This window comes from Obesumbacterium proteus (genome assembly GCF_001586165.1).
GTDB lineage: Bacteria > Pseudomonadota > Gammaproteobacteria > Enterobacterales > Enterobacteriaceae > Hafnia > Hafnia protea.
This window is the reverse complement of sequence record NZ_CP014608.1, coordinates 827,875-841,205: the sequence shown is the minus strand read 5'-3', so window position 1 is coordinate 841,205 and position 13,331 is coordinate 827,875. Positions and strand designations below refer to the sequence as shown.

At 45.5% G+C, this 13,331-nt stretch carries 12 protein-coding genes and 1 pseudogene; 3 read left to right on the top strand and 10 right to left on the bottom strand.

The features are described from left to right. Positions 1-157 precede the first annotated feature (157 nt). The 4 genes from pflB to tdcB form a co-directional block, all read right to left on the bottom strand. Complete coding sequence (pflB, locus tag DSM2777_RS04095) at positions 158-2,452, bottom strand: formate C-acetyltransferase (protein ID WP_046458448.1); 2,295 nt, start codon at positions 2,450-2,452, stop codon at positions 158-160. 93 nt (positions 2,453-2,545) lie between these two features. Further along, entirely contained in the window at positions 2,546-3,754 is a 1,209-nt protein-coding gene (gene tdcD / locus DSM2777_RS04090) for a propionate kinase (RefSeq protein ID WP_061553243.1), read from the bottom strand. 60 nt (positions 3,755-3,814) lie between these two features. Then, positions 3,815-5,140, bottom strand: coding sequence for a threonine/serine transporter TdcC (gene tdcC, locus DSM2777_RS04085; RefSeq protein WP_025799577.1), 1,326 nt, complete (start codon positions 5,138-5,140; stop codon positions 3,815-3,817). Positions 5,141-5,231: 91 nt separating this feature from the next. Continuing rightward, positions 5,232-6,224: a bifunctional threonine ammonia-lyase/L-serine ammonia-lyase TdcB gene (gene tdcB / locus DSM2777_RS04080; protein WP_046458450.1), complete on the bottom strand. Its 993-nt coding sequence runs from the start codon at positions 6,222-6,224 to the stop codon at positions 5,232-5,234. Positions 6,225-6,681: 457 nt separating this feature from the next. Here tdcB and DSM2777_RS04075 point away from each other — a divergent pair, with 457 nt between their 5' ends. Then, a complete protein-coding gene (locus DSM2777_RS04075; protein ID WP_061553242.1) occupies positions 6,682-7,023 on the top strand; it encodes a hypothetical protein in 342 nt (113 codons plus the stop codon). 45 nt (positions 7,024-7,068) lie between these two features. Here the strand turns inward: DSM2777_RS04075 and DSM2777_RS04070 are convergent. Then, positions 7,069-7,634: pseudogene (locus DSM2777_RS04070) on the bottom strand (DNA-3-methyladenine glycosylase). Positions 7,635-7,671: 37 nt separating this feature from the next. Then, entirely contained in the window at positions 7,672-8,550 is an 879-nt protein-coding gene (locus DSM2777_RS04065) for an AraC family transcriptional regulator (protein WP_061553241.1), read from the bottom strand. 113 nt (positions 8,551-8,663) lie between these two features. On the opposite strand from DSM2777_RS04065, the gene DSM2777_RS04060 reads away from it, so the two are divergent. Continuing rightward, positions 8,664-9,425, top strand: a complete 762-nt coding sequence (locus DSM2777_RS04060; RefSeq protein WP_074399229.1) for an SDR family NAD(P)-dependent oxidoreductase — start codon at positions 8,664-8,666, stop codon at positions 9,423-9,425. A gap of 261 nt (positions 9,426-9,686) precedes the next feature. Further along, a complete protein-coding gene (locus DSM2777_RS04055; protein WP_046458452.1) occupies positions 9,687-10,655 on the top strand; it encodes a chemotaxis protein in 969 nt (322 codons plus the stop codon). 62 nt (positions 10,656-10,717) lie between these two features. Here DSM2777_RS04055 and DSM2777_RS04050 read toward each other — a convergent pair whose 3' ends face one another. From DSM2777_RS04050 to chbG, 4 genes are all read right to left on the bottom strand, one after another. Continuing rightward, positions 10,718-10,915, bottom strand: a complete 198-nt coding sequence (locus DSM2777_RS04050) for a hypothetical protein (RefSeq protein ID WP_061553240.1) — start codon at positions 10,913-10,915, stop codon at positions 10,718-10,720. A gap of 42 nt (positions 10,916-10,957) precedes the next feature. Next, positions 10,958-11,287, bottom strand: coding sequence for a DUF1622 domain-containing protein (locus DSM2777_RS04045; protein WP_061553239.1), 330 nt, complete (start codon positions 11,285-11,287; stop codon positions 10,958-10,960). 11 nt (positions 11,288-11,298) lie between these two features. Then, complete coding sequence (locus DSM2777_RS04040) at positions 11,299-12,369, bottom strand: linear amide C-N hydrolase (RefSeq protein WP_061553238.1); 1,071 nt, start codon at positions 12,367-12,369, stop codon at positions 11,299-11,301. 160 nt (positions 12,370-12,529) lie between these two features. Next, positions 12,530-13,291, bottom strand: a complete 762-nt coding sequence (gene chbG, locus DSM2777_RS04035) for a chitin disaccharide deacetylase (RefSeq protein WP_061553237.1) — start codon at positions 13,289-13,291, stop codon at positions 12,530-12,532. Positions 13,292-13,331: the final 40 nt, after the last annotated feature.

Below are 13,331 nucleotides of genomic sequence, written 5' to 3'. Positions count from 1 at the left end.
ACCTCTCCATGTAGAAAACTTATGAATAGAATAACCTTACCTAATTCACGGTGGAATCTGTTTCGGCTGGAACTGTGAGACAAGACATGCGCCTTTACCCTATAAAAAAAGCCCCGCAAACTTGCGCAGGGCTTTCGTTAGTTCGCTTTAGAGAACATTACAGCGAGCTAGTGAACGTCCTTGAGATCACATCTTGCTGTTGTTCACGCGTCAGCGCGTTAAATCGTACCGCATAGCCTGATACCCTGATGGTTAAACTCGGGTATTTATCTGGGTTTTCAATCGCATCCAGCAGCATTTCTCGGTTCATAACGTTCACGTTGAGATGCTGTCCGCCTTCGACGTTTTCCTCATGATGGAAATAGCCATCAATCAGACCCACGAGATTGTTTTTACGGATAAATTCGTCTTTGCCTAACGCCCCTGGGACGATAGAGAAGGTATAAGAAATACCGTCTTTGGCGTATTTGAACGGCAGTTTCGCCACCGAGGTTAACGACGCTACCGCACCTTTACGATCGCGACCGTGCATTGGGTTAGCCCCCGGGCCAAATGGCGTGCCTGCGCGGCGTCCGTCCGGCGTATTCCCGGTTTTCTGCCCGTAAACCACGTTTGAGGTTATGGTCAGAATAGACTGCGTTGGCTCGGCATCTCGGTAAGTTGGCAGCTTCTGGATCTTCTTCATGAAGCGCTCAACCAAGTCACAGGCAATATCATCGACACGATGGTCGTTGTTACCGAACTGCGGGTATTCACCGTCGATAGCGAAGTCGATCGCCAACCCGTTTTCGTCACGAATTGGGCGCACTTTGGCATACTTGATAGCGGCGAGTGAGTCAGCGGCGACCGACAGACCAGCGATACCACACGCCATGGTGCGAACTACATCGCGGTCATGCAGCGCCATTAACGCGGCTTCATAGCTGTATTTATCGTGCATGTAGTGGATAACGTTCAGCGCAGTGATGTACTGCACTGCCAACCAATCCATAAACGAATCCAGACTCGCCATGACTTTGTCGTAATCCAAGACTTCATCTGTCATGGCTGGCACTTTCGGACCAACCTGAATTTTCAGTTTTTCATCCACGCCGCCGTTGATGCAATACAGCAAGGTTTTTGCCAAGTTGGCGCGAGCACCAAAGAACTGCATCTGCTTGCCAACCACCATTGGGCTAACACAGCAGGCAATCGCATAGTCATCACTGTCAAAGTCAGGGCGCATCAAATCATCGTTTTCATACTGTAACGACGAGGTCGCGATAGACAGATTCGCAGCGTAGGCTTTGAATGCTTTTGGTAAGCGCTCTGACCACAGGATTGTCAGGTTAGGCTCTGGTGATGGCCCCATGGTTTCCAGCGTATTCAGATAACGGTAGGAGTTTTTGGTGACTAGCGTTCTGCCGTCTAAGCCCATCCCGCCGATAACTTCGGTTGCCCAGATTGGGTCGCCAGAGAACAACGTATCAAACTCAGGCGTGCGTAAGAAACGCACCATGCGGATTTTCATAATGAAATGGTCAATCAGCTGCTGTGCTTCCTGCTCATTGATCACCCCATTTTTCAGATCGCGTTCGATATACACATCTAAGAACGTCGAAGTACGGCCCAGCGACATCGCGCCGCCGTTCTGCGATTTCACCGCCGCCAAATAGCCAAAATAGAGCCACTGAATAGCTTCTTGCGCGTTCTGTGCCGGACGAGAAATATCAAACCCGTATTTCGCCGCCATTTCCTGAATTTGCTTCAGCGCACGGCGCTGCTCGGCCAATTCTTCGCGCTGGCGAATCACTTGCTCAAGCTGAATCCCTTTCTCCAGTTTGCCCTGTAAATCAGCAAACTGTAATTCACGTTCACGGATCAGATAACGGATGCCATACAGAGCCACGCGGCGATAGTCACCGATGATACGCCCACGGCCATAGCCGTCTGGCAAACCGGTTAAAACGCCGGATTTACGGCAGCGCATCATTTCAGGTGAGTAAACGTCAAACACGCCTTGGTTGTGTGTTTTACGAATATCGGTGAAAAGATATTTAAAATTAGGATCCAGCTTGCGATTGTAGGCTTCAAACGAGCTCTCGATCATATTGATTCCGCCAAACGGGAATAACGCACGTTTCAGCGGTTTCTCAGTTTGTAAGCCAACAATTTTTTCCAGATCTTGATGGATATACCCCGGTGCATGGGCGGTAATGGTTGTTGCTATATCATTATCAAAATCGACCGGCGCGTGAGTGGAGTTTTCAATCCGCACGCCTTCCATTACTTTTTCCCACAGCTTGGTGGTTGCTTCGGTTGCAGTCGAAAGGAAAGACTCATCGCCTTCATAAGGCGAATAGTTATTCTGAATGAAGTCTCTTACATTAATGCTTTCTTTCCATTCCGTTCCTGCAAAACCATTCCAAGCTTCAGTAAATGTATTCTCTGTCACGTCCAGATCGATATTCATTATCAAGCTCCATGAACCATAGGTATCGCCCCTATTTAATTAGGGGCGAAAAGAGTATTTCGGCAGTATTTATTTAGGCGTAATTAAATTACGTTATGCGAATGCAATATGTTCAGCGGAGGAACTCACGCGAATAGCATCCAGCGCAATCATCTTCTCTTCATTAGTTGGGATCACTGCGGCAATAACTTTAGAACTCGGCGCCGTAATCACTTCAGCCTCTCCGGTGCGACGCAGATGATTTTTTGCTTCGTCGAGTTCAAGACCGAATACCGCAAGATGCTGTAGCGTTAATTGGCGAATCAGCTCAGAGTTCTCACCAATGCCGCCGGTGAACACAATGGCATCAAGCTTATTCAACGAAGCAGCATGGCCACCGATATGACGGGCTAAGCGGTGCACAAAAACGTTGATCGCCAGCTGTGCGCCTTCATGCCCTTCTTCATACGCTTTTTGCAACACGCGCAGGTCGCTTGAAAGCCCAGAAATACCTAACAGACCAGACTCTTTGTTCACCATGAACATCAAATCTTCTAACGTCTTGCCGGTTTTATCCGCCAAATATGCTAATGCGCCAAAATCAACGTCACCGCTACGCGTTCCCATGACCAAGCCTTCCAGCGGAGTCATGCCCATAGACGTATCAACGCTTTGGCCATTTTGTACCGCACAGACAGATGCGCCATTACCTAGGTGAGCGACAATAATCCCAGAGTTCTTTTCATCTAAGCCTAATTGTTCAATCGCCTGCTGTGCCACATAGCGATGAGAGGTTCCGTGGAAGCCATATCTTCTCACGCCATATTGTTTGAAATATTGCTGTGGAAGCGCATAGGTATAAGCTTCAGGTTTTAAGGTCTGATGAAACGCGGTATCAAATACGGCTACATGCGGTAATTCAGGGAATATATGGCGCGCAGCCATAATGCCCTCAAGGTTGGCATAATTATGTAAAGGTGCCAGGGATGAAACATTAGTAATTTCTTTCAAAACTTCATCATTAATTAATGTCGCATCGCTAAATGCTTCTCCACCGTGGGCAATACGGTGACCCACACATGAAATAGCATCGCTGAGTTTTCTTTTTTCTAATTCTCTAACAATAGAGTTCAATGCATCTTCATAACTACCGGTTTTTAAATTAATACTGATAGTTTTATCAATGGTCATTGAGGTATTTTCAATACCGACGTTATCAACAATGCCGGACATCATCACATCGCAGTTATTTCCTTGCATAACAGAGAATTTAATTGATGAAGATCCACAATTAATAACTAGCACTACAGATTTTGAAGACATAGATATACCTCACAGCTAACTCCCCAGAGAGGAGTTAGCTGTTATTCTTTAAAATTTAGATTAAATAAGTTTGTAGAAAATATTCAGAATGGTCAGCAGGCCAACGATGGTAACAAAGTAGTTTTCTGGCTTGCCTTTATATTTTGCCAGCGCTGGCACTTTGCGAACCGCATACATCGGTAGCAGACACAGCAGGGAGGCAATGATAGGCGCACCCATGGCTTCAATCAGGTCAAGGATGTTCGGGTTAACATAAGCCACTACCCAAGTAGAGCCCATGATGAAGAACATGCTGATCAGGTTCAGTTTGCCGGTTGAATACTTCTTCTTGTCGCCTTTACAAGCGAACTTAACAATCAGGCCATTCATCCCTTCCAACGTTCCCAGATAGTGACCGAAGAACGATTTGAAGATAGCGACCAGAGCAATCAGTGACGCGCCATATTCCAACACGGTTGAGAAGGTAGATTTACCACCGGCCATGCTTGAGAAGTGGTTTGCCAGATAAGAAAGAACCGGAATGTTTTGCGCTTTAGCGTCGGCCATCATCGCTGGAGACAGCGTAAACAGGCAGCTGAAGGCAAAGAACATGACCACGGCAACCATCAGCATACTTGCGCGAGAGATGATTTTAGAGCAGCGGTCTTCGGTGAACTGCTTGCCAAACTCAGGCTCGTATTCTTCACGTTTTGATTCAACGAAAGAGGAAACGATAGGCGAGAAGTTAAAGGAGAACACCATGATGGCGATACCCAGCCATACGTTAACCAGAATGCCGTCGTGACCCAGCAGAGAGATGCTGCTAGTGCTAACTTGTTCAAATACAGACGCGTTCCAGTAAGGGATCAGCGACAGGGAAATCAGAACCAAGCTGGCGATGAATGGGAACACCAGGAAGCTCATTACCTTCACCATCAAATCTTTTCCGAAGAAGATGATGAAAGCCATGGCCATTAACAGAACCAGAGCGACGAGGCCACGGTTCAACGGCATTAACTGCAGCTGGTTTTCCCAGAATGTCATGAAGGTGTTGGTGATGGTGACACCATAAATCCATAACAGAGGGCAAATCGCGAAGAAGTACAGGAAGGTAATAATGACCCCACCTGTTTTACCAAAATGCTCTTCAACCGTGTCGGTAATGTTGCCGGTGATATTGCTACCAGACAGACACAGGCGAGCTAATGCGCGGTGACATAAGAAAGCAATTGGGTAGGCCAGCACAAGCATGATCAGGATAGGGATCAAACCGCCAAAGCCTGCACGGATAGGGAAGAACAGAACCCCTGCGCCGATGGCGGTGCCAAATAATCCAAGAGTCCATGTGGTGTCCGATTTCCGCCACATAGTTCCCTGATTCGAATAGGTAACGCTGTCTGTCGTCATACTGTAATTCCTCACGGATTTGCCCTTTTTTGAGGCTACATCACTGTAACCTCAGCTAGGGTCTATACCCTGTCGGGTGTTTGCATAGTTATTAGTGAACGTGATTCAGTCCCGTTATCTCTGATATTCTGGATAAATCAATATTCCCACCGGAAATAAGGCTAACGGTCTTTTTATTTTCGATATAGCCCTTGAGCTTACCGCTTAATATGGCCGCAGATGCCAATGCTCCAGCACCTTCAGTCACGATCTTGTTTCTTTGGATAAGATCAATCATACCGCGCTTAATTTCTTCTTCAGTGACTACAACAATGTCGGTTACCAGCTCTTTGACAATCTCATATGTCAGTTTGCCTGGCGTCGCCACGTCGCAGCCGTCCGCAATTGTACCTGTTGTGCGGTGAGATAAAAATTGTCCTTCGTGGAAAGATTTTGCCATTCCGTGAACGTTGACCGCTTGAACACCTATGATATTGATTGTTGGGTTAATTGATTTTAACGCGATAGCGATACCGGAAATTAATCCCCCACCACCGATAGGGACAATTACGTTATCCACGTCATACAGATCTTCAAGGATTTCTAAACCGATAGTTCCTTGGCCTGCAATCACTTTTGCATCGTCGTAAGGAGGAATAAAGATTCTATTTTCTAACTCAATTAATTCATGAGCTTTTGAGATGGTGTCATTAAAGCTATTTCCGTGAAGGATAACTTCAGCAGAATAATCTGCCGTTGCGGCAACTTTAGAGCTTGGCGCAGTGCAAGGCATAACTACTTTGCTGTCAATTCCCAGCATGGCACAAGACAGGGAAACGCCCTGCGCGTGGTTACCGGCTGAACAGGCAATCACGCCCTGCTCACGTTCTTCTCTGGATAATGAAGCTAACTTATTAAAAGCACCGCGAATTTTAAAAGAACCGGTGCGTTGCATATTCTCAAATTTTAGATGGATGGTGCCGTTACAACGTTCACTGAGGTAGTTAGACTTAGGCATGCCAGTTTTATACACATGACCTTTTATCCTTTGTTGGGCCTCAATTATGTCGTTAAGCGTCACAGGTAGATTATTATATATCTTCATTTTCTCATCCCACAGATTATTTGACGCCTGCAGTATGATGAAATATTTCAGACTTGAATGTGATTGGCGTCGCGATAATTTAATTCATTATTTATTTTCTGATTTTCAAATTATGAAAAGTATTTCCATTTTAATTATTATATGAAGATTTAAAGAAAAAAATATTTTTGTATTCTTACAAATATAATTTAAGCGATATTAATGGATTGTTATCAATGTTGCAGATGCGTAGTTCTACGCCCGATTATCAAGATGATAATAGGTAGATTAATTGTTAATATTTTAAATACAGATTTAATTTCCGCCTCTTAATAAATAAGGCAGCATATTAATTAGCGACAGATGTGATTCTACCGACAACTATGGTTTATTTAATTTGTGATCAAGATCGTTCCCTTTTATTTATATCTATGCCTATAAATATAAAAGAACTGCCTTGGTTTTTAGGTATCCAAAAATGCAAATAGTTAATATCACGCTAGATATAATAAGCTCGATCACGGATGTTCATTTTCCGTTTGAAATCTGCTCATTTAACGAACAAATTTACTTAAAAACAAAGCCTAATCAGCGCTACGTCATAGCACATGCCTATGATTTACCGGCCAATCTGACATGCACAGTCTTTGATAATCACTGGGATCTCAAACATGACTACAAATTTGAGGTCAGAACGGTCAATGATTTACGAGATGCTTTGTTGATCGGCAACGTGATGGGATGGTGGTCAGATAATGAAATACAGCTACTACGGCAGCTCATTAACTCAATGGACCAGTCACTGGCGATTGTAGATTAAATAGAATTTCTTTATTTTTTATAATGTTAAAATGATTCTTGGTATTTACTCATCGGTAAAACGCCAAAGGAAATCAACGGCCTCCTCGGCATAATCAATCCCAATACGCTTACTCGCGACGATTTTTTCTACCTGTTTTTTATGCCCACCAATTTGTTCACAAATATAAAGTTGATCACCCAGTAGTGACGCGTAATCAAACGACCTATCAACGGCGAGCGCACGGCAAAGCTTGCCAGGGCCGTTAGATATATTTTTCAACTGCGGTTTTGTGCAGCGAGATCGATGCCTTGGACAATCTCGATACCCCGAATTAAAACCGCCGTCGCATCGTCAGCCAGCCCTGTTACCACATTAAGGCAATTATGCATGCCGTAGATAAAGTAAACGTGGGCTATGCCGCCAGCCTGAAAAAGAGGCTCATTTCTGACGGTTCGTTTGCCCCCATAGGCATGGCTCGCTTTATCAATCGCGCTGTCATAGGCTTCGACTTCGTTTATCCGCCCAATAATCTGCCCTTCTTCCTGCTCTCGAACCAAATAACAGCCGATTAGCTGTTGGGCAACCGTAAGTGGCGTTTGAGAGTAAAAATCTAGCCTTAGCTTCTTCATATCCCTCCCTCTATTTCTTAGAAAAATAACCCAAGCATTAGCGCAACAACAGCGCGTCTTTACGCGGTGATAAACCAAACATGCGCGAGTATTCGCGGCTGAACTGGTTGGGACTGTTATAGCCCACTTGAAAAGCAATGGCCTCCGCGGTGCCTTTACGTGACAACAGCAGTTGGCGAGCCTCGAGCAAACGCAGTTGCTTTTGATATTCTAAAGGGCTCATGCCAATTAACTCTTTAAATTTACGGTGAAAAGCAGAACGGCTAAGGTTTGCCGCTTTCGCCAAAGACTCAAGGCTCAACGGCTCTTTGTACTTCTCTCTGAGCAAATCTAGCGCCCCTGCAACCCCCATTGAGTGAGTATCACGCGTAACAATACGTGCAACATCAGCTCCGTTAGGTCCCATGAGTAGCCAATAGCATAGCTCCTGCATAAACCCAGCATAAAGCACGGGGATCGCGTCAGGACTATCAAGCAATCGTAGACCACGTAATAAGCAGCGAGAAAGTTGAGCATCGATATCTATCACAAATGCCGCATGTGGCGCGGTATTTTGCTGCGAAAGTCGATGTGAGAGCTGCATAAAAACATCGCGTATCACGGCTATATCGAATTCAATAATGACGCCCAAGTATGGATGTCGTGCATCAGCTTCCAGTATGCGACTCACGCCTGGCATTGCCGTTGTAACAATCAATGCCTGACCAGCCGCGTAATCAAAAGGAACCTCACCAAAAACCGTGCGCTTAACGCCTTGCAGTACAAGACATAGCGCAGGCCGATGCAAAATATGACGAGGGTATCGCCCATTACTCGCTCGAACCAGCGTCACGCCGGGTAATGACGTTAAAAACGGGGTTTGTTCATGGCTTGAAAATGTATGCTTTGCTAGCAGAGATAGCAGCTCTTCGCTCATATTCGGATTCATTACGAAAAAGACGATCTGGCAATAATACGCGCATAACAAGCACGCCACTATCTCCTTCTATGCCTATCATTAACTTATCAAACCAACGAGGCGTTTTTATCATGACCCAGAACATTAAAGTCGCAGTTATCACCGGTGGAAGCCGAGGCCTTGGCCGTAGTACCGTCATCAATCTCGCCCAACGCGGCATTCATTCTATTTTTACGTATAAATCAGGCCAGCAAGAAGCGGCAGAAGTGGTGGAAGAAGCAGAGAAAGCAGGAGCAAAAGCTATCGCCCTGCACCTTGATACGGCCAACGTAGCCGGATTTGATGGTTTTGCTGCACAAGTACAAGAAGCACTAAACGAACTCAATGCTGATAGGTTTAATTATCTCGTTAATAACGCGGGTATCTCCAACCACACGCCGTTTATGCAAGTGACTGAAGAAGAATTAGATTTACAATTTCAGGTGAACTTCAAAGGCGTATTTTTCCTCACCCAGAAGCTGTTGCCGCTGATGAAAGACGGCGGTCAAATCGTCAATATCTCTTCTGGCGTAACTCGTTTTGTGAACCCAAATAGCGTGGCCTACGCCACCGTTAAAGGTGCCGTTGAGGTTTTCACTCGTTATCTGGCTCACGATCTCGGCAAACGCAATATTTCGGTGAATAGCGTAGCGCCAGGCGCCATTCAAACCGATTTCAGCGGCGGCGTCGTTCGCGATAATCCGGAAATAAACCAAGTCGTTTCAAACATGACTGCGCTTGGCAGACCAGGCTTGCCAGACGATATTGGTAAAATGCTGGCTTCATTCCTCTCTGACGATAATCATTGGGTCAATGGGCAACGCATTGAAGTTTCAGGCGGAATGAGGTTGTAAAAATCAAGACCAGCGGGCTAAGCGAATAAAAATATTACGCTTGGCCTTTTTTAATAACGTCTAATAAGGGCTAATCCTTTTTAAACAACCTATTACCGAAATATAAAGCCTCGGCTGAAAAATCATTTCCCTCCCTACTCTCTATTTTTCCTCAACTTTGCCGATAACATATATAACGCATTCACTTCGTGTTGTGACCAACGTTGTTTATGGAAAACACTGCTTATTAACAACACCTGCCGATTAACAATTGAGGTTTAGATGGATAGTTTTCAGAAAGATATCGATGAAAGGGCTAACCTAGCCTTATCCAACAAGTTTGAACTGTTACTGTTTCGGTTAGGTGTAAGCCAACACGACAGTAAATCAGAGCTTTATGGGATCAACGTTTTCAAGCTGCGTGAAATTGTGCCCATGCAAAAAATTAATCGCGCGGCTGGCATGGTTTCACCACTGTTGGGTGTGGTGAATATCCGTGACCAAATTATGCCGGTTATCGACCTTCCGGCAGCGCTCGGCTGCACGCCTGAAACCGGCCTCAATTTGCTCCTCATCACCGAGTATGCACGGAGTACGCAGGCTTTTGCCGTAGAGGCTGTCGATAATATAATTCGCCTAGATTGGAGTCAGGTGCATACCGCTGAAGCCGGTGTAAACAGCCGTAATATCACCAGCATTGCCAGTATGGAAGATGAAAATGGTAATAAGGATTTAGCGCTGGTGCTCGATGTTGAGCAAATTCTTTACGACATTATCCCTTCGGGTCGTAACGTCGATGTGGAAGCGATTAAAGAGAAAAGCTTTGCCTTGAAACCCGGCGCTGTTGCCATTGTGGCTGAAGACTCAAAGGTCGCCCGTTCGATGCTGGAACAGGGGCTAAAAGGCATGGGCATTCCGACGCAGATGCATACTACCGGCTTAGAAGCTTGGGAGAAAATTCAGTCTATTGCTGCCGAAGCCAAAGCCGCCGGCCAATCAATCACCGACCGAATTGGACTGGTATTAACCGATATCGAAATGCCTGAAATGGATGGCTTCACCCTGACGCGAAATATTAAAAACGAAGCCACGCTGAAACAGATCCCGGTAGTTATCCATTCGTCACTCTCAGGCAGCGCAAACGAAGACCACGTCCGTAAAGTCGGAGCTAATGGCTACGTTGCAAAATTCGACGTTGCCGAACTTTCAGAAGTGATTCACAAAGCATTGGCTGATGTTGCGGGGAGCTAATCGGCTTGCCGCCAAACTCAATATGGGCAGCGCAGTTCGCGCCGCCCATAGATAAACCTTAACTAGATCTTCAAGGCTTTCTGGATAGCATCGGCTAAAGATTCGATATGTTTCTCTGCCGCTTGCAGTTGGTGGCTAACGCTGTTTCCATCATTGCTATCCGCCAAAGTGACTTTAATCAGCTCAAGCGCCGCGTTAACTGCGATAGTGCGCTGTTTCTGCTCATTCGAAACATGATCTGGGAAGTAATTTTCTAACATAAACCATCCTTATTTATTTTCACATACATCACTAAATATACTTTATTTATTTTCTGCCGTTAGCTCTTTCGACAAAAAATAATTCAAGAAAGTACGAATAACCGCAATAATCGCTAACTTAAGTAATTCATCAAGGCTTGGATTTATTGTCGTCGCCAAAATATCTGCTGCTAATTGAAACTCTAACGCCAAAGCTAACCAGCTACCAAAGCGCGTTCTCATAATGTGAAAAATGGACTGGTTATTAAAGTTAGGAATAACCGACCACAGCGTTCTCACTAGCCCTATCAACACACATAAAACAGAGATAAGTTCTAAAAATGTCTGCAAGGTTTCAGACAAATAAATAATAATCTCTTTTATATGCTCCATTATTTTTAACCTTAATCCACAACGGCTGCTAAAAACTCAAAGGGTTTAGCTGGCTCAAAGGCATGGGAAACTTCACCACTAAAATCGGCCATTTGGTTTACACCCAGCGATAGTTTGCGCACCGGCGACTCAGCAGAAAGATCGGCCTGTTTTAAATCCACCCAAAACGTACTCATCCCAACGGCTGATTCAAAATAGTAGAGCTTATTTTTTTGATCGGAAATGGTACGCCAGCGAGTTGAGGAAATATTCGGCTCTGCCTGCGAAGTGATACCAAAAGGCACCGACACTGAGCGCATAACGCTCAATACGCTAGACAAAGCTAGGCGTGCTTCGTGATACTTAGGAATTGCATTAATGTAATATTTGGCACGAACGAAGCGATCTGCCGCACGATTGGTACCCGGCAGCATAATGTTACCGCCAATTCCTTCCCAATATTTATCAATCGCCAGTTGCTGATCGTAGGTCGGCGAGTTGGTTAATATTTGATATTCAGGGCTATGGTGGATAACCAGTTTTCCATCGATATATTCAAAAATAGCACTATCACCGCTGGCATCAGACAACGCTAAATGAATAGTCGCTAAGCGAGGCTGGCCGGGAACATCACCCGTTACCACCACAAATGGCTCAGACTGCAATTCTTTCACCGCCTCATCTACCGTGGCAAAGTTATCCAACGCATACTGAGCCCATGCGGCCAGTGAAAGACTCGGCTTATCTTTAGAAGGTTTCGGATACTGCGACTCTGCCAGCCACAGCATATTGGCGACCAGCCCTTTTTCATTCATGCCATCAGTCGTAGCAATGTTGTAAGCCGCCGTCGTCACGCTGCCATACTTTGATACCCATTCCACTGAATGAGCGCCAGCATTGCCGTTGCGCGCCATTCCACGCGGAAAGATCCACAGATCGGAATGCAAATCTTCTTTCCAATCCATTGTGCGGCCAGTCATAACTAGCTTATCTTCACCCTGATATACCGCACGGGTGCATGCTAAAGCGATCTGGGGTGAAAATAACATCCCAACCGAACAAATGAGCAACGACGCTGCTGAAAGCAAAATATTTAAATGCATTGGCTATCACCTGGTTATTTTTTACCAGTGTAAGTAGTGATGGATAATTAAGCAAAAGATGCCCTGCATAAAACGTATTTTGTTTGGATAGTATTTATATTTCACGAATGACGACAGGAGCGCGGGAAATAACTCCCGCGCCTGTAGGTGATTTAATTAACTAGAATAAATCTTGAAACGATCCCAATTTGAATCCGCGTTCTGCAATCGCTTTTTTCAGTGATTCCGATGTCAACACATCCAGCTCGGCAAGGCGCGGGTAGCAATATTTACTGGTCAGCAACGTGTTATCAATAAACGCCGGATGACACATAATCTCCAAAGAGCTATCGCCACGTTCTATGGCGCTATCGAGCGTACTCAGAAACAGTGCTTCGGTAATAGATTCGCCATAAAAACGGCTGTCGAAGCCCTGAGTGCTTTGCGCGCCGTGCAATTCCAGTTCGCCTTTGCGCACTTCATCACGGTCGATGCGCAAACCCACACCCTTTTCTTTCGCAAAAGCCGCCACTATAGGGAAAATCTGCGGGAACATATGCACGTGGTGATGGCTATCGATATGCGTCGGCAACCTGCCAAAAACGTCAATAAAGCGTTCGAATTGACACTTCAGCTCTTGTTCAATTTCATCTAGCGGCAGAGTTCCCTGTTCTGCCATTTCCCAGATCCATTTGCCCAATTCACCATTACGCGCCAAATTTGGCATCGGCGACAGCGGACGTCCTAGCGTCAAAGCAAAATGCATTCCGACCGCCAGCCCAGGATTCTCTGCGCTCAGAGCAGCTGCATGCTCGACGCTTTCTGAGTTAACCAGTGCCGTGGTAGAGGTCACTACGCCGTTTTTGAACGCCTCAATAATGCCGTAGTTTTGCGCTTTACAAAGCCCAAAATCATCGGCGTTCACTATCAATAATTTTTCCATAATCCCCTCAGCGAAACGCCTTCCCTTTGCAGGGAAGGCG